The organism is uncultured Psychroserpens sp., from assembly GCF_947492715.1.
Lineage (GTDB): Bacteria > Bacteroidota > Bacteroidia > Flavobacteriales > Flavobacteriaceae > Psychroserpens.
Window position 1 is genome coordinate 738,290 of sequence record NZ_CANLNS010000001.1, and the last position, 18,472, is coordinate 756,761.

The window sequence follows — 18,472 nt, forward strand, 5'->3', positions numbered from 1 at the left end:
AACCTATTATGGAATGGTTTTCAGCTTTAGATGGATTCTCACAATTCTTCTGGATTATTGCGCTCATTGGCTCGTTACTTTTTGTGTTCGTTATTATCACAACCTTTGCAGGTATTGATGGAGGTGACGACATAGGAGATGTAGACTCTGATATCGATGCCGATACAGGAATTGGATTTCAATTTATAACTTTTAAAAACCTCGTAGGTTTCTTTACCATTTTTGGATGGACAGGTATTGCATGTCTTAATGCTGGCATGTCTAAATCTGTAAGTGTTATCATTGCTACAGTTTGCGGATTAATTATGATGGCAATCATGGCTGCCATGTTTTTTTCTATGCGGAAATTGGCAGACAGTGGTACCTTGGATTACAAAAATGCGATAGGAGCCATAGGAGAAATTTATCTTACCGTTGGTGCAAACCGAACAAGAATGGGAAAAGTTAGTGTACGTGTTCAAGGCTCATTACGTGAACTTGAAGCACTTTCAGATTCTCTTGTAGAACTCAAATCAGGGGCACTTATTAAAGTCGTTGATGTTACCTCCAATGGCATATTAATAGTCGAACAAACAAAGAAACCTATAGAACCAATTAAAACAGAAACACATGAACTACCTTCTGACACAACAAAACTTTGATTTAGGCTTTCCAATAGTTATCGTTATTGCGATACTTATTGTATTTGTCTTTCTAATTATTCTTATTAAACGTTATAAACGTTGCCCTTCCGACCGTATTTTAGTGGTTTATGGAAAAGTAGGTGGAGGTCAATCGGCCAAATGTATCCATGGTGGAGCCGCCTTTATATTTCCTGTTATTCAGGATTATGAATTCTTAGATTTAACACCAATCTCAATAGAAGTTAACTTAGTTAATGCACTATCAAAACAAAATATTCGTGTTAATGTTCCTTCTCGCTTTACTATTGGTGTCTCTACTGAACCTGGCGTTATGCAAAATGCTGCCGAACGTTTATTAGGTTTAGCACAACAAGATGTTCAAGAATTAGCTAAAGAAATTATTTTTGGTCAATTACGTTTGGTAGTAGCCTCAATGGATATCGAAGAAATTAACAGTGACAGAGATAAGTTCTTAACCAATATTTCTCAAAGTGTTGAGTCCGAATTAAAGAAAGTAGGTCTTAAACTTATTAACGTAAATATTACTGATATCGTTGATGAATCTGGCTATATAGAAGCACTTGGTAAAGAAGCAGCCGCACATGCAATTAACGCCGCACGTAAGTCGGTTGCCGAAAAAACAAGAGATGGTTCTATTGGTGAAGCTAATGCAGTGCAAGATGAAAGAACACAAGTTGCTGCTGCAAACGCACAAGCAGTAGAAGGAGAAAACACGGCAAAAATAGCTGTTGCAAACTCAGATTCACTACGTCGTCAAAGAGAGGCCGAAGCAGAACGTGTTGCAATCGCGGCAGAAAAAGTACAAAGTGCAAAAGCCTTGGAAGAATCTTATGCTGCTGAAAAAGATGCCGAAATAGCGAGAGCAGAACGCGAGCGTTCTTCTCAAATGGCAGATGTTATTGTTCCTGCTGAAATTGACAAGCGAAAAGTAGAAATTGATGCCGAAGCCGAAGCTGAAATGATTCGTCGTAGAGCTAAAGGTGAAGCAGATGCAATTTTATTTAAGGCACAAGCTGAAGCACAAGGACAATTTGAAGTCTTAACGAAGCAAGCTGCAGGTTTACAAGAAATTGTTAAAGCTGCCGGAAATAGTAGTAAAGATGCTGTATTATTATTAATTGCAGATAAATTGCCTGAGCTTGTAAAAACACAAGCGGAAGCTATTAAAAATATCAAAATTGATAAAGTCACTGTTTGGGAAAATGGTGGAAATGGAGAAGATGGAAAGTCATCTACAGCCAATTTCTTATCAGGAATGTACAAATCTGTTCCTCCATTACAAGACATGTTTAACATGGCTGGTATGGACTTACCTGAGTACTTAAAAGGAAAAGACAAGACCAAACCTGAAGAACCAAAATCACTTCCAGAGAAAAAAGAAGATGATAAAAATTAACCATAAAAAAGCCCGTTATATAGCGGGCTTTTTTGAATTTAAAATTGTTAAAAAACTATTCATATTTACAGCATACTTTTTATTATAGTATCATTTTATATTTTATTTTTGATCTATGAATGAAACAAGACACAATTGGACCAAAGAAGAAATTCTAGGAATATACAATAAACCGTTAATGGAGTTGTTATACGATGCCGCAACCATTCATCGGAAACATCACGACCCTAATACAGTTCAGGTATCAACATTACTTTCAATAAAAACAGGTGGCTGCCCAGAAGATTGTGGATATTGTCCGCAAGCAGCTCGATATCACACAAATATTGAAGGTAATGATTTAATGTCTGTTCAGCAGGTAAAAGCTCAAGCCTTAAGAGCAAAATCATCTGGAAGTTCTCGTGTTTGTATGGGAGCTGCATGGCGAAATGTGAAAGATGGCGTAGAGTTTGACCAGGTTTTAGAAATGGTAAGAACCATCAATAAACTGGAAATGGAAGTGTGTTGTACTTTAGGTATGATTACCGAAAATCAAGCACAGCGTTTAGCTGAAGCTGGTTTATATGCATATAATCACAACTTAGACTCTTCTGAAGAATATTATAAAGAAGTCATATCTACCAGAGGTTATGAAGATCGTTTAGAAACCATTGATAATGTCAGAAAAACCAATGTAACCGTGTGTTCTGGTGGTATTATTGGTATGGGAGAAAAAACTGAAGATAGAGCAGGAATGCTGGTTGCTCTATCTACTTTAAATCCACAACCAGAGTCTGTTCCAATCAATGCTTTAGTGGCTGTAGAAGGCACGCCACTAGAAGATCAAAAACCTGTATCTATTTGGGATATGGTGAGAATGGTAGCAACAACAAGGATTGTTATGCCCGAAACCCAAGTAAGATTAAGTGCTGGTCGTACCGAAATGACACGTGAAGGTCAAGCTATGTGTTTCTTTGCTGGAGCAAATTCAATTTTTGCTGGTGATAAACTTTTAACGACTCCTAATCCAGATGTTAATGAAGATATGGAAATGTTTAAACTGTTAGGTTTAAATCCGCAAAAACCATTCATCAAAAAAATGCAACCAGAAACGGTTGAAGCTCAAGACTCTCAATACCAAGCATTAGGTGAAAAACCTAAATGGACGCGACCTGAACATAAAATAGAGCGTAACGAAGATGCCAAGCAAAAGGCAAAAGCGCTTAAATAAGTTATGCTGATTCTCGTTGCCATTATTTTTATTCTGCTGGGTATTGCCATAAAATATGGTAAACTATATTTTCTTATTGCAGGCTATAATACAATGTCAAAAGAAGAACAAGCTAAGTATGATATTGATGGTGTTGCTAGTGTTTTTAGAAATGCCATGTTTGGTATGGCTCTAATCATGATTATAGGTTACATTGTTTTAAAATTGTTGGGGTGCCAAGAGTTTGAATCCTATGTTCTTTTTGGAGCCCTTGGGATTGGATTACCATATTTATTAATCGTTTCTAATTCTGGAAAATTCAAAATCGATAAAAACAACTAATCCCTACTAACGAAATTTTAACAAACAATTATTTCCGTTTCATAACGTTTTCTTAACTTTGAAACCTAAAATTTTTGACATTTGAAACTCAATCTTCAAGATATTCCTCGTGTTAAAAACATTTCCAAAGAGGAGTTTATAAAAAACTACTTCAAACCACAAAAGCCTGTGGTAATAGAACGATTTATAGAAGATTGGCCTGCGTACACCAAATGGAGTTTAGATTACATGAAAGACGTAGCGGGCGACAAAATTGTGCCTCTTTATGACGACAGACCAGTAGATTATAAAGATGGATTTAATGAGCCGCATGCAAAAATGAAAATGAGTGAATATGTTGATTTACTCAAAAGCAAACCAACTAAATACCGCATTTTTCTTTGGAATGTTCTAAAGGAAATACCTCAATTACAAAAAGATTACACCTATCCTGATTTTGGTTTGAAACTAATGAAAAGTCTTCCCATGTTATTTTTTGGCGGAAGAAACTCACATACATTTATGCATTATGATATTGATTTAGCCAATATTTTCCACTTTCATTTTGAAGGTAAAAAGCTATGTATATTATTTGATCAAAAACAAAGCGATTATCTATATAAAATTCCACATTCGTTAATCACAAGAGAAGATATCGATTTTTCTAATCCAGATTTCGAAAAATGGCCAGCGCTAAAAAAAGCCAAAGGTTGGCAATGTGAATTAAACCATGGCGAAGTGCTGTATATGCCAGAAGGTTATTGGCATTATATGAAATACCTAACACCAGGGTTTTCTATGAGCCTTCGTGCTATAGCTAGGCACCCAAAAAACTTAGGAAAGGCAATATACAACGTCCTAATTATGCGTCACTTTGACAACCTCATGAGACGCATAAAAGGTCAGAAATGGATTGACTGGAAAAATGCAGAAGCTGTTACAAGAACCGATAAGAGTTTTTGATAAAAACCCTTCTGTATTAAAAACTTATAATATATTTGCTGTCTCAAATTTTAGAATGATGATTATGAAAAAACTACTATTATTTATCGCTTTAATTTCGGTTTCATTTGTAAATGCTCAAGCATATAAAGGAAAAGGAGACCAAAAATTTCAAGTTGGCGCTAGTATTCAGGACGAAGCAACAGGAATCAATATTACATATGACTATGGAATAGGTGAAAACATCTCAATTGGTGTATCTTCAACCTATGCTTTAGGAGTTGATGATATTTTAGATGCCGATTTCGGTGATCGTTTCGATTTAAAAGCACGCTTTAATGCTAACCTCGGTAACGTATTAAATATTGATGAAAACTTTGATGTATACCCAGGTTTAAGTCTTAGTTTAAAGAATTTCGGAGGTCATGTAGGAGCACGTTACTTCTTTACTGATGGTTTTGGTGTATTCACCGAAGCTACATTTCCGCTTGCAAAGTATGACGAAAATAAATTAGAATTGGCAAATTTTATTCACAACCAATTTGCTATAAATATTGGTGCATCATTTAACCTTTAAAGGATGCTTCAAATAACATTTTAAACTAAAAAAACCACCTCTATAGAGGTGGTTTTTTTATGGAATTAATGTTCTAATTTTCTCATAGACAAGATGACTTTCCCAGCCTCTATATAGAAGATAGTCAGCCAATTTCTTTCTTTTTTTTTGTACGTTAGAGTCTTTAATTGTCATTACTTTTTTTTCTGCCAATGCATGAAAAGTATCATAATAATCTTGCTCATCAATTTCATTTAAAGCAATAGATATTAAGGTTTTATTGATATCTCTCCGTTTTAATTCTAATTGTAATCGTTGCTTTCCCCATTTTTTAATTCTGAATTTTCCTCTCACGAAGGCTCTAGCAAACCGTTCTTCATTTAGAAAATTGTGCTGAAGCAAATGCACAATAATTTGATCTCTAGCTTCTGGAATCATTCTCATTTCATACAATTTCTGAGTCACGTCTTTATGGCAACGTTCCTGATAAGCACAATAGCGTTCCATTCTTTTTTGCGCTTCATCGAAAGTATATGTTTTTGATAGATTCATTGTGCGAAAATATAACTTTTTGTTAATAAATACCGTACCTTAAAGCGCTCATTTGTAAGTATTTTTGTGTAAATTCGCACGTTTGCTTTTTGAGCAAAATGTATTTAAATTAATTCATCCCTATGAAAAAGAATTACTCCCTAATCTTAATAGCATGCTTATGCTTTGTTATATCAAGTTATAGTCAAATCCTAACTTTTGATTTTAATGGTCTTGCCGGCAACGAAGCTTCAGCTAATTCAAATTTCAATAATGCAAACCTTAGTAATTCAACTATTACAAGAGGAGCTGGTTTAACCGCATCTAATAATGGAAATAGATTCAATGCAACCTCATGGGCCGTTACCAATATAGCTAATGCTATTTCGGGTAATGATTATATGGAATTTACGATAACGCCTAACGCATCTTATACATTCGATGTTACAACGATAGATGTAATTTTTCAGCGTTCAGGTACAGGAACCAGAGGTATCGCTTTAAGAAGTTCTCTTGATGGCTATGCTGCTAATATTGATACTGAAAAAGCAATTACCGATAACACTTCATCTCAATCTTTTACTTTTACAGTTAATCAAACCAACAACGCTGTGGCAGTGACTTACAGAATATACGGTTGGGCTGAATCTACAGGAGGATCAGGTGGTTTTGAAGGTACGGGAGATGATATTGTCGTTAATGGGTCTGTAAATTCATCATGTACAGATGCTGTTGATTTTGCAAACATTCAGTCGCCTAACACGATGCAAACCATAACCGTTGGAAATACTTTTGACGTATATGCTCAAGTTTACGAGCCAGGAGTTACAGATACACCGTTTAACCAAGGTGCTGGCATAAATGCTTGGATTGGATATAGCTCTACTAACAATAATCCAAGTTCTGCAGGATGGACTTGGGTACCTGCAACCTACAACAACATTGGAGGTAATAACGATGAATATCAAGCCGATTTAGGTGCCGCAATTACTGTTCCTGGAACATACTATTATGCCAGTCGATTTGAACTTAATAGCTGTGGCTATGTCTATGGTGGCACTGGAGGTATTTGGAGTAACGACTCTGTAGAATTAGTTGTTGAACCTGATCAAGTTAACTTCTGCAATGTTGATTTCCCAAAAACAGCGACCATTACAGTAGGTGACAACCACAATGTATATGCTCAGGCATACGAACCTGGTGTAACCGATTCTGCTGGTCAAGGGGCTAACCTCTTAGCGTGGATTGGTTATAATACTACCGATAACAACCCAAGCGTAGGCGCAGGATGGACATGGGTTCCGGCTACGTATGATTCTGACTTTGCAAATAACGATCAATATGTTGCTGAAATTGGTTCATCTTTACCCGCTGGAACATATTACTATGCGAGTCGTTTTCAATTGAATGGTAGTGATTATAGTTATGGTGGAATACAATCTGATAATTTTGGAAATTTCTGGGACGCTACAGTTAACAATTCTGGAATATTAATTATTAATAATCCACCTTTAGCTGATGTCGTTATTACTGAAATTATGTACAACACGCCAACACCTGGCAATGATTATGAATGGATAGAAATTTGTAACCTTAATGGTACTGCAGAGGATATCAGTAACTATACGGTTGACGTTAATGGAATTGTAAGATATACATTCCCTGCAAGTACATCTATACCTGCAAATTCTTGTATTACTGTATTAATTGGGGATGATGGTTCATCTTCTCCAGAATGTACTTTTACACCAGATTACGGATCACCTTCTGGAACTAATATACTACCAAACAGTCCTTCCGCAGCTGGTGTAGATATTGAACTTGTTGCTTCAGATGGTGTTTCGATCGCTGATAGCGTAAATTATGATGATGCAGACGGTGCAGATGGCAATGGTGCCTCACTTCATGTCGTAAACGGTACTATAGACAACTCAAATACAGGAGTCAACTGGCAAGAAGTTATGGATGGTGGTTCTCCTAAATTAAATACGTTAATATCGCCATGTTCTGCTCCTGAAATTCAAATCAAAGACAGTTCTGGAGTAGATCAAGCATGTGGGGGCTTTACAATAGATTTCGGATCTCAGGCTATAGGATTTGATACCGACTTAACTTTTGATATAGTAAATGAAGGTACATTAGATTTGGTTATAACCTCTTTACCTATTGGAGGAACCAATCCTGGAGATTTTTCTATTGTTTCTCCTATAATAACAGTTCCATTGATAATCACTTCTGGTAATACACAAACTGTGACTGTACGATTTTCTCCAACAGCTACTGGTAACAGAACTTCTTTTTTAAGAGTTACTAATAATGATGCTAATGAAGCAGCTTGTAACATTAATTTACAGGGTGTTGGCACAACTCCTATTCCGGATATAGATGTAGAAAGAAACACCTTTGCTACGATACCAGATGGATCTCCAGCTGATAATGGCTTCAATACTATTTTTGCTCAAACTCCGGTTAATAGTACCTCACTTCCAAAAACTTATTATATTAGAAATGAAGGCACAGCAGATTTAAATGTAACAAGTATCAGTTTAAGTACAGATACTAATTTTAATTTAGTTGGGCTTCCAACGCTTCCATTCACGCTTTCTCCTTCAGATTCACCAGTTTCATTTGAAGTTGAGTTTGCTCCTATTAATCCCGTAGGCACCAAAACTGATGAAGTAATTATACTAAGTAATGATCCTGACACGTCTGAAGCCACATATACATTTCGAGTTCAAGGAGATGCAACATGCTCTACTACAAGCATATCTTTATTTCCTGAATCTGGACCAGCTGGTACTATTGTAACGGTTAGCGGAACTGGAAATAATTTTGATGGCTCTACAACAATTGACTTTGGGGGTAACTCATTACCTGTTACATTTATTGATGCTAACACTTTAGAAGTTACAATTCCTACTGCGTCTGTAAGTGGGGAAATTTTATTAACAGATAGTGGGTGTACAAGTACCAATTATTTTACAATCATAGATTCTGTATTTGGAGACTGTGAAGGCTCTACTCCTGCGTCAGATCTAATTTTATATGAGATATATGACGAGAATCCAGGTAATGGTGGAATGGTTACTATTTATAATGGCACGAACTCTATTCAAGACCTTAGCAATTATAAAATTTCTAGAACTACTAATTATTCCGACTTAATCAATTTCCCTTATGTTGAAAATTGGTATTTACCATCTGGTAATTTGGCTCCAGGAGAGGTTTTTAGATTAAAAATAGGGACAAGTGCATGTTCTGATGCTTTTTATACTACCCCATATAATGAAATCTTTTTTACCGGATTTAACGCTAACGATGGAGTCCAATTAAGACTTCTTGACAACTCTGTAATTGATGAAGTTTTAACCCCAAATTACACTGGCTATTATATGAAACGTAATGCTGGAACGTTAGATCCTTCAGATCCTTACAATGCATCATTTTGGAATACAGATACTTTAACCGCTTCAGAATGCAGAGTAGTAGGTGTTGCACCTTCTTTGACCAACCCTCCTCCTTCGGTAGACACGCAGCCATCGTCTATAATGGCTAATTGTAATTCTATCTCTGGGGTTTTCACTTTTACTGCTTCCGAAGGCGTCCCAAATGGATTAAATTTGATTTATTTCTGGTATTATAATGCGCCTGGAACCTCTACTTGGTTACCAATTCCTAATAGCCCTGTCTATACTTTTGCTAGCAACTCACCTACTCTTACTATTAATAATGGATATGCTTTAGATGGATACCAATATTATTGTGAAGTTAGAGAAAATTCCACGACCTGTTTTCAGGCAACTGAAGCAGTTCAATTTAGTGTAAATAGTACTATTTGGTACAATAACGCTGGGACTCTAGAATGGAGTAATGGCCTTCCAAATATAAACACGGCAGCTATTATAAACGCTAATTATGATACAAGTATTGGAACCAACGGTCAAACAAGTTTTGAAGCTTGCCGATTAATTGTGAATACAGGACATACTTTAAGTATTGAAAATAATACTTATGTAAGAGTTCAAAATGATCTTACTGTTGATGGTGAATTGGTAGTAAAAACTGATGGAGCATTTGTTCAAGTAAATGATGCAGCCGTTGTTGATGGCGCTGTTACAACTACAAGAAGTAAAATTACTGTAGAAAAAGAAACTGCATTTTTGGCCACTTATCAAGAGTACACGTATTGGAGCTCTCCTGTTTTTGGTGAACTTGTAAATGACGGCCTGTCCGAAGCCTCTCCAACAAGACGTTTTTGGTATAACGGGCAAAACTTTAGAGACTCTACACAAGAAACGAATAACGATAATACCGCAGTTGCTGGTCAAGATGACATTGACGACGATGCAAATGATTGGACGGATGCCTCAGGACCAACTATTGTAATGCAACCTGGTGTAGGTTATGCGTCAACTCATAGTGGAATTGGCTTTGTTGGTCCAGCGCAATATATTTATACTTTCAATGGACCATTTAATAACGGGGTCATTACTGTTCCTATTTATAGAAATGATGCAGAAACTAACGATAATAACTGGAATTTTATAGGCAACCCCTATCCTTCTGCTATCAATGCTGATTTATTTTTAGCTGCCAATGGAAGTATTGACCAAACTGTTGGCGCAACTAGTGGCGCCATTTTCTTCTGGTCGCATAATACTCCTGCCGATGGAAATACTAATGGTAACGAAGTGCTCAACTATTCTCAAAGTGATTATGCTATTATAAATGGTACTGGTCAAACGGCTGGTGGGGATATGGTTGTTCCTGATCGCTTTATTCCATCTGGTCAAGGATTCTTTGTATCGATGGATGATGCCGCAACTTCTACTTCTGCAGGTGGAACCATTAGAACAACAGACATTGTATTTAATAACAGCATGAGGGTTACGGGTAATAACGCGCAATTCTTTAGAACCGCAAGTTCTTCTGTATACAACAAAATACGATTAAATTTAACATCGGATAATGGTGTTTTCAATCAGATTTTAGTAGGTTATGTAGATGGAGCAACTAACGATTATGACGGCATGTACTATGATGCTCATAAAACGTTATCAATTAATGCCAATGCTGTTTTATATTCACTTATCAATGAAACAAGCGATAGGAAATTTGCAATTCAAGGTAAAGCACCTAGTACATTAACACTTGAGGAAATTATTCCATTAGGTTTCTCTACTATTATTGACGAAGCAACTCTTTATACGTTATCAATTGCCGAATTAGAAGGTGACTTTATGAATGATAATACAGTTTATCTAAAAGATAACTTACTAAATGTTGTTCATGATTTAAGTTCGAATGACTATGTATTTACTTCAGAGGTTGGTGAATTTAATGCACGTTTTGAAATTGTATTTCAAGCTGAAGCGTTATCTGTAAGCGAAAACGATATTGACCCTAATGACTTAATTATTGTAGAACAAGGTGATGGCGATGTGAAATTTTCAGTTGGAAACAACCTAATTATTAAGCACGTTGATATTATAGACACGCTAGGAAGACTAGTGTATGAATTAAACGGAAATAACAATGTTGAAGTTTATAACTTATCGCGATTAAGTCAATCTGCATACGTTGCTAGAGTGACACTTTCTAACGGACAAGTAATTACAAAAAAAGCCATAAAAAGGAAATAAATTTATTGGCTCACTATAAGATAAAGGTTTTGGTTTATACTAAAACCTTTTTTGTTTTACATGCTTACAAACTATATCTGAAGGCTAAAATTAGATTTCTTCCAGGAGCCGCTATTCCTGAGGAATACGTTCTGTAACGTTGGTCTGTAATATTCTCTAAAGAAGCAATAATAGTTGTTGCATTAGAAATTTTATATTGGGTTCTTAAATTAAATGTATACCAGGCTGGTGCATATGGATTGCCATTTTCGTCCAAGGCATAAATAAAGGTTTTAGAGCGTTCTGATGGCGCAAATTGACTAAATGATAACTCGTTATTATACTCGGCAAACGCGTCTATTTCAAACTTCTCATTCTGCCAAACAAAATGGGTGTTTCCAAAATTCGGAGCAATGTGCCTTACTGGTACTTCAATACCGTTCTCATCTTCAGTTCCACCAATAATATTATATTGAGATGTTAACTTTAAACGTTTAGAAAAATTAATTCGTACGCCAGCTTCAAAACCATAAATCCATGCTTTAGATGCATTTTGAATAGCTTGAACATTACTTAATTCGCCATCATATAAAATTTGAGACTCGCCATTTAAGGTAAAATCGCGTCGCACTAAAGCATTATCTAAAAAAGTATAATACGTAGCCATATCTACAATAAAAACATCGTCCACATTGAGCCTAAATCCGAGTTCCCCACCATAAGCATATTCTGGTCTAAGATTAGGATTAGGCACCACAACTGAACCCGGTTCAGAATCAAATACTTTACCAATATCATCAATATTTGGAGCTCTAAAAGCTGTCGATGCATTAAACTTCCACTGCATCATTTTAGAAGGCATCCAACTTATCCCAGCAGTTCCTGTAACCGCTCCAGAGTTTAGCCTAGTACTATTAAATGGAAGGTTTAAGAATTGATTGTTCTCCGTGAAATCTGCTTTAGCAACAATATGATTATAACGCAAACCTGATTGGAATACAAACTTTGAGTTAGGCTTATATTTAAAACTGGCATATGCTGCGATGGATTGCCAATTTGATCCATCTGGATATCGCGATACAGTTGGTGTATTTGTATTAGCGGCAATATTGGTTTCTAGTCCATCAGAATTTACCTTGTTATATACATACTCTAAACCATAAAAAAGTTTTGACTTTGTACTTAGTCCTTTTTCCAAGTCAACATTAAGAGAATAGGCATCTACCATTTCTTCTCTTATATTTCTGATATCAGATTGAAAATCTCTATCGTGTCTACTTTCCTGAAAGTTCTGATAAGCTGCCGTTGCCTGAATTTTATCATACAGATTAGAACTACTACTTAATTTCGTCACTTGAAAATTACCCATAAACCAGCGTTGAGGGCCATAATTCCATTCGGCCGAGCGCAAATTACCGTCAAGATATCTAAGAAGCCTATCATATCTAGAATAAGACGATGTCGTTGAATAATAGAGTCCTAAATCAAAATTCAAATTTTCTTTTGGTTCATATCTTACTTTCTGCAAAAAATTAATTTGATCATATCCTGTTGGTGTTTGGATTCGTGGGTTTTCATTTTGAACAACCACATCTTCACCATTAACCGTCTCAACATATTCCGTCCTCAAATAATCATCAGGACCATGTTTCCCCATTCTTAAATCATCAAAATCGGTATAGCTTATACTACTTAAAAAAGCCCATTTTTTAAGTCCAAAATTTAGATCTAAATGTCCTGTTTTTTCTTTGTTCGCTGTAGCATATCTCAAAGCGGCATTAGCATTGAAATACAAAGAATCTTTATAAGACAGTTGCGGTTTTTGTGTATAAAAACTCATCACACCTCCAATGGCATCACTTCCATAAACGACAGAACCTGCTCCTAGTGTAATTTCGGTATTCTGAATGGTAAAAGGATCTATAGAAATTACGTTTTGAAGATTCCCTCCTCTAAAAGTTGCATTGTTCATTCTAACCCCATCTACAGTAATTAATAAGCGGTTCGTAGAAAAACCTCTTATCAGAGGGCTACCGCCTCCTAATTGACTTTTTTGAATATATACATTACCAGTACTCTCAAGAAGATCTGCACTAGTTTGTGGGTTTTCAAACTGAATATTTTTTGAACTGATATTGACAATAGTTTGAGGAATATCTCGTTTACTTTGTTCAAATTTCGATGCCGAAACAACAACTTCATTCAAATCTTCAATTCTAGGTGTAAGATATACGGTAAAATCAACACCCAACTGTGTTATTTTTATGGCCTTCTTTTTATATAGTATATTTTGAAGGTAAATTGTTTCGTTTTCAGTAAACAACTCTAAAGACGCTTTACCATCAATATTAGTAATAACAGACTTATCTTTTTTAAAGTTAAAAATGGCAACTCCAGATATAGGCTCTGTTGTGCCCTCTTCTAAAACTGTTATTGTTTGAGCCTCGCAGAATAAAAATGAAAAGATTAATAAAACTGAAAGTATATACTTCATAAATTTTAATTAAATACCTGATTGAAAATTTCTAAGGATTTCGGTTTTCTAAAACTGCCCAAATGTAATTCAAAATAAAGCAATAGCATAGCCAGAAACGATTGTCTTTGCTTCGAATTTAATTTTATATTATCTAATTCATCAAAATTTATGCCTAATAGCTGTTTAAGGATTGTTAAATTTTCGCCAGAAACACTATAGATACCCTCTTTTCTAGGTTCAAATAAACCATTATTTAAATTGAAATACATATGATTAACATCTGTATTATTAGGATAAAATCCAAGGTGCCTTGTTAGATTTAGCAAAAATAATAAATGAAAATTCGAAAATTCATCTTTGGCGTCCAACCAACGAAATGTTGTTTCTAAATAATGGTACAATTGTTTGTTTTCTTCTTCTTCCCTTAATACAGATGCTAAAACCTCAGAAAGAAACATCACAATTGAGCTTTTGAGTACATGTGTATGCAAACTGGTGAAGCTATAATCTAAACGTAGGTCTTTGATAGATTGTAAAGACTGGTTTTCTCTGAAATTTTCTTCAATTTGCAATTGAGACAGCAACTGAAAGTAAGCAACTTTAGAATGTCCTTTTTTTGAATTTAAAACGCCCCTTATTAAGTAACTCACAACACCTCTATGTAAAGTGAAGCATTTTACAATAAGGTCATTGTCTCTGTATTTGAGTTTAGAGAGGACAATAACTTTCGTTTTAATAAGCATTATAGTATTTGTTATCTAACAATTAAGAGCTTTAAAACTTTGGTTTCAAATGAATCTAAATCAGAGATTAAGAGTAAATAAACCCCTGATGCAACAACATTTCCTCTTAAGTTCTTGCCATTCCATATGCCAGTACCACCATCAATGGCAAAATTGTAGTTAGAGGACCTTTGATTCACTCTAGATTGGGCTTCGGCAACGAGATTACCTTCGATATCTGTAATTTTGACATTGACATTTTCGGTTAACCCTGAAATTTTAATGCCTTTATTAATGTCATTTAAATTATCAAAACCTAAAATATTATATTCTGGTCTCACAGGGTTTGGATAGACAAAAGCTTCTTCTAAGTCTTCTTTAGGTTTTGTTCCCCCAGAAGAAAACGACACCAACCCTTTAATAGTTGCTATATACACTTTCCCAGATTCGGGATCAATAGATATGTCTGTAATTGTATTGGATGGCAAGGGCGAATTATCTGTTGTAAACTGAAATATAGTTTCTTGTCCATCTGGTGAAAAATAAAAAATACCCGAATCTAAAGTACCAACCCATTTATTATCTGAACCATCAACTTTAATATCTGTGATGAACTGATTTGACAGTAATTCTGTTGGTATGCCATTTTCCAAAATAACAATTTCATTAACTCTTGGGTCAGGATCATCAATAAAATTAGACGTATTAAACAGCACTCTCAAACCTTTACTTGTTCCAATCCAAAGTTGATTTCGGCTATCAAGTGCTAGGGCTCTAACTTGTGCAGATGGCATATTCTGTTCTTCGCTAAAGACATTATTTATTTGTTGTGTATCGGTATTATAACCTATTACTCCATTTAAGTAAGCCGCAATCCATTTCACACCACCACTTCCAACAACGACGTCGGAAAAGCCTTGATCACCATTTAAAGCGTCTGGCAAAAGCTCTGAAAAACTATAGCCTTGCCATTGATTGGTAGCTGGGTCATACGATTTTAGAGCACGGTCTACCTTGGCCGTTACCGTCCACATGATCCCATTTCTATCAAATACAGATCCCGCTTGACGAATACTTACAAAAGTTGGGACTGGTGGAAATATTAACGACTCTAATCCACTATTATTTTCATTTAAAAGCACAGTTGGTTCTTCATTGTTAATTTCAACAATACCATTTTGAAATGAGCTTATAAAAACTTGAGAGGGGTTAAAGGGGTTTATAGCAATGTCACATAAATTTCTAGCACCAAACAAACTATCAAAAGGAATATTATTCCATTCTTCATTTCTAAAAACACTAACACCTCTGGTTCTAAAAGGACTTGGATTAAAGGATGTATTATAGTCTCCATATGTAACCCATAACTGACCATTTTCGGCTTGTAACTTAAAGGCATCATTTCTTAAAGGACCTTGCGGAAGAATAGTTTCGTATTCACCTGGTGTATTTTCGATGGTTTTCAAAACACCAGAACCATTTGTGCCTATATAAATATCGCCTTCAAGAACTGTGGCTGATGTAAAATCTGTATCAAAGTTTTCATTTGTAGAAGCACTTTCAATTTGAATAAAATTTTCATCATATACGAAAACAGTCTCTGTTAGCGTAACCACCAAGTTATCGTTTATAGATCTTACATCTTCTGGGGTATCCGAAAATGTGAATACCGGATTTAAATTGTCGTTTACAATGTCATGAATAATGTTATTAGATTGAACCGTATAAAATTTACTCCCTACGGCCTGAATTGCAATATACTCACCAAAAGCGATTGTAGTCCACTGTTGGAAATCTATTAAGTTTGGATTATCTAAAGATGCTTTCCTAATACCACTATTAGAACCGCATGCGACATATATCGAATTATTAAAAACTGTTGTTTGATTTACACTAATTTGACTACCTCCATCTCCAATAAAATAACTATCGCCAAACTGCAGCTCATTTAAGTCATATACAGAAATCCCATAATCTGTAGCAATATATAAAAGGCCATCATGTTCATTAAAATGATTTATTCCTTTTAATGTTGGAGAAATAGATTCCTTTTCAAGAATATCTACAACAGATAGTATATCTGAATCCCCCTCAAAAATGATTTCCATTAAACCATTCTCATATCCAACAATTAATAAATCGAAATCATCACTATATTGTATAGTCGATATGGTTTCACCAGATAAGCCATCAATAGTTGTGATGGTTTCTATTTCATTTGTAAATACATCATAACTAAAAATAGCGTTCTCTGAAGCCGCAAAAATTTTATCATTACCTTGAGTAACATCTTTCACATTAAAAAAAGAAAAATACCCTTCCCAAAGTAAAGAAAAGTCCTGCGAAAAACTTTTAAATGAGATTAAGGCTAAAAGGATAAATACTATTCTTTTAAACATATCAATTATTTTTATCAAATATATTTATATCTAACGACATTTTCTCAAATATCATATAACCATGGTAAATAAAAAAAGCTCTCAGTAGTTATCTGAAAGCTTTTTTCTTTATTCATTATGAGAAGTTAAACAACTCCTTGAGCTAACATTGCTTCGGCAACCTTAACAAATCCAGCGACATTGGCTCCTTTCACATAGTCTACATAACCATCTGCGCCAGTGCCATACTTTACACAAGATTCATGGATATCGTCCATGATTCTATTTAATTTTTCATCAACCTCTTCTCTAGTCCAGTTTAATCGTAATGAGTTCTGACTCATCTCTAAACCAGATGTAGCAACACCTCCTGCATTAGACGCTTTTCCTGGAGAAAACAATACTTTTGCATTTTGAAACGCTTCTATCGCCTCAGGTGTTGTTGGCATATTAGCCCCTTCGGCAACCGCTATAACCTTATTATTTATTAATGCTGCAGCTTCGTCTCCATTAAGTTCATTTTGAGTTGCACAAGGTAAGGCAATATCACAATTAACTGACCATGGTCTTTCTCCTTGATGGAATGTTGCTGAAGGATACTCATTCACATATTCACTAATTCTTCCACGCTTAACATTCTTAAGATCCATCACGAATGCTAATTTATTAGCATCAATACCATCGGCATCATGAATGTATCCAGATGAATCAGATAAAGTCACAACTTTTGCACCTAACTGTGTAGCTTTTTCACATGCATACTGTGCAACATTACCAGAACCTGAAATAACAACGGTTTTGCCTTCAAACGAATCACCGTTAGTTGCTAGCATATTTTTAGCAAAATAAACACAGCCATATCCTGTAGCCTCTGGTCTAATTAACGAACCTCCATATGTAATTCCTTTTCCTGTAAGTACGCCAGTAAACTCATTTTGTAATCTTTTATATTGACCAAACATATATCCTATTTCGCGTCCTCCAACTCCTATATCTCCAGCAGGAACATCCGTGTTTGGACCAATATGTCTATATAACTCCGACATAAATGATTGACAAAAACGCATAACCTCATTATCACTTTTTCCTTTAGGATTGAAATCAGATCCTCCTTTACCTCCACCCATAGGTAGTGTTGTTAAGGCATTTTTAAATACTTGCTCAAATCCTAAAAACTTAAGAATACTTAGATTAACAGATGGGTGAAAACGCAAACCACCTTTATATGGCCCGATAGCAGAGTTAAATTCTACTCTAAACCCTCGATTAACTTGAGTATTGCCTTCATCGTCAATCCATGGTACTCTAAAAATAATAGTACGTTCAGGCTCAACCATGCGCTCAAGCAACATTTTACCTTGGTATTTAGGATTTTCCTCGATAAAAGGAATTACTGTTTCCGCAACTTCATGCACAGCCTGTAAAAACTCAGTTTCATGACTGTTTTTTTCTTTTACAAGATTCAAAAAAGCTTCTATTTTATCTTTCATTTATTAAAGTATTAATAATGTATGTTAATTTTAATAGCACAAAGATACATTATCTTTAAAATGTTCGCCATTTTTTTTTCATATTCTCAATGTCAGATTATTTCTATGTTAATTTAATATGATGCTATTGTTCGGATATTTTTACATTTCGTCTAATTTTTTGGTAGTTTATCTAGTTTTTATATATTTGTTAACGAATAAGCCCT

At 35.1% G+C, this 18,472-nt stretch carries 12 protein-coding genes; 7 read left to right on the forward strand and 5 right to left on the reverse strand.

What is annotated here, in order from left to right:
• Positions 1-8 precede the first annotated feature (8 nt).
• The 6 genes from Q0787_RS03395 to Q0787_RS03420 all read left to right on the forward strand — a co-directional run bounded on the left by Q0787_RS03395 (position 9) and on the right by Q0787_RS03420 (position 5,069).
• Positions 9-641: a hypothetical protein gene (locus tag Q0787_RS03395; RefSeq protein WP_366915874.1), complete on the forward strand. Its 633-nt coding sequence runs from the start codon at positions 9-11 to the stop codon at positions 639-641.
• The gene (locus tag Q0787_RS03400; protein ID WP_298900821.1) at positions 610-2,040 is read left to right on the forward strand and encodes a flotillin family protein; all 1,431 of its coding nucleotides are present in this window, start codon (positions 610-612) and stop codon (positions 2,038-2,040) included. The genes Q0787_RS03395 and Q0787_RS03400 overlap by 32 nt, the downstream gene beginning before the upstream one ends.
• Before the next feature lie 115 nt (positions 2,041-2,155).
• Positions 2,156-3,250, forward strand: coding sequence for a biotin synthase BioB (gene bioB / locus Q0787_RS03405; protein ID WP_298900823.1), 1,095 nt, complete (start codon positions 2,156-2,158; stop codon positions 3,248-3,250).
• A 3-nt stretch (positions 3,251-3,253) separates the two neighbouring features.
• Positions 3,254-3,571: a DUF3784 domain-containing protein gene (locus tag Q0787_RS03410; RefSeq protein ID WP_298900824.1), complete on the forward strand. Its 318-nt coding sequence runs from the start codon at positions 3,254-3,256 to the stop codon at positions 3,569-3,571.
• A gap of 81 nt (positions 3,572-3,652) precedes the next feature.
• Positions 3,653-4,513, forward strand: coding sequence for a cupin-like domain-containing protein (locus tag Q0787_RS03415; RefSeq protein ID WP_298900825.1), 861 nt, complete (start codon positions 3,653-3,655; stop codon positions 4,511-4,513).
• A 64-nt stretch (positions 4,514-4,577) separates the two neighbouring features.
• Positions 4,578-5,069 (forward strand): DUF6646 family protein, encoded by a 492-nt coding sequence (locus tag Q0787_RS03420; protein WP_298900826.1) that lies wholly within the window; start codon positions 4,578-4,580, stop codon positions 5,067-5,069.
• 57 nt (positions 5,070-5,126) lie between these two features.
• Here Q0787_RS03420 and Q0787_RS03425 read toward each other — a convergent pair whose 3' ends face one another.
• A complete protein-coding gene (locus tag Q0787_RS03425; RefSeq protein WP_298900827.1) occupies positions 5,127-5,600 on the reverse strand; it encodes a regulatory protein RecX in 474 nt (157 codons plus the stop codon).
• Positions 5,601-5,722: 122 nt separating this feature from the next.
• Here Q0787_RS03425 and Q0787_RS03430 point away from each other — a divergent pair, with 122 nt between their 5' ends.
• Positions 5,723-11,221, forward strand: coding sequence for a choice-of-anchor D domain-containing protein (locus tag Q0787_RS03430; RefSeq protein ID WP_298900828.1), 5,499 nt, complete (start codon positions 5,723-5,725; stop codon positions 11,219-11,221).
• Positions 11,222-11,285: 64 nt separating this feature from the next.
• Here Q0787_RS03430 and Q0787_RS03435 read toward each other — a convergent pair whose 3' ends face one another.
• From Q0787_RS03435 to gdhA, 4 genes are all read right to left on the reverse strand, one after another.
• Positions 11,286-13,694, reverse strand: a complete 2,409-nt coding sequence (locus Q0787_RS03435; RefSeq protein ID WP_298900829.1) for a TonB-dependent receptor — start codon at positions 13,692-13,694, stop codon at positions 11,286-11,288.
• Between the two features lie 5 nt (positions 13,695-13,699).
• Positions 13,700-14,419 (reverse strand): DNA repair protein RecO, encoded by a 720-nt coding sequence (gene recO / locus Q0787_RS03440; RefSeq protein WP_298900830.1) that lies wholly within the window; start codon positions 14,417-14,419, stop codon positions 13,700-13,702.
• Positions 14,420-14,430: 11 nt separating this feature from the next.
• On the reverse strand, positions 14,431-16,797 hold the full coding sequence (locus tag Q0787_RS03445) for a two-component regulator propeller domain-containing protein (protein WP_298900831.1): 2,367 nt from the start codon (positions 16,795-16,797) through the stop codon (positions 14,431-14,433).
• Between the two features lie 125 nt (positions 16,798-16,922).
• Complete coding sequence (gdhA, locus tag Q0787_RS03450; RefSeq protein ID WP_298900832.1) at positions 16,923-18,266, reverse strand: NADP-specific glutamate dehydrogenase; 1,344 nt, start codon at positions 18,264-18,266, stop codon at positions 16,923-16,925.
• Positions 18,267-18,472 lie beyond the last annotated feature (206 nt).

What these genes read in the sequence shown, in the direction of transcription:
- Q0787_RS03395 (WP_366915874.1), top strand. Translation starts at nt 9, where the DNA reads ATGGAATGGTTTTCAGCTTTAGATGGATTCTCACAATTCTTCTGGATT.
- Q0787_RS03400 (WP_298900821.1), top strand. Translation starts at nt 610, where the DNA reads ATGAACTACCTTCTGACACAACAAAACTTTGATTTAGGCTTTCCAATA.
- bioB (WP_298900823.1), top strand. Translation starts at nt 2,156, where the DNA reads ATGAATGAAACAAGACACAATTGGACCAAAGAAGAAATTCTAGGAATA.
- Q0787_RS03410 (WP_298900824.1), top strand. Translation starts at nt 3,254, where the DNA reads ATGCTGATTCTCGTTGCCATTATTTTTATTCTGCTGGGTATTGCCATA.
- Q0787_RS03420 (WP_298900826.1), top strand. Translation starts at nt 4,578, where the DNA reads ATGAAAAAACTACTATTATTTATCGCTTTAATTTCGGTTTCATTTGTA.
- Q0787_RS03425 (WP_298900827.1), bottom strand. Translation starts at nt 5,600, where the DNA reads ATGAATCTATCAAAAACATATACTTTCGATGAAGCGCAAAAAAGAATG.
- Q0787_RS03430 (WP_298900828.1), top strand. Translation starts at nt 5,723, where the DNA reads ATGAAAAAGAATTACTCCCTAATCTTAATAGCATGCTTATGCTTTGTT.
- Q0787_RS03435 (WP_298900829.1), bottom strand. Translation starts at nt 13,694, where the DNA reads ATGAAGTATATACTTTCAGTTTTATTAATCTTTTCATTTTTATTCTGC.
- recO (WP_298900830.1), bottom strand. Translation starts at nt 14,419, where the DNA reads ATGCTTATTAAAACGAAAGTTATTGTCCTCTCTAAACTCAAATACAGA.
- Q0787_RS03445 (WP_298900831.1), bottom strand. Translation starts at nt 16,797, where the DNA reads ATGTTTAAAAGAATAGTATTTATCCTTTTAGCCTTAATCTCATTTAAA.
- gdhA (WP_298900832.1), bottom strand. Translation starts at nt 18,266, where the DNA reads ATGAAAGATAAAATAGAAGCTTTTTTGAATCTTGTAAAAGAAAAAAAC.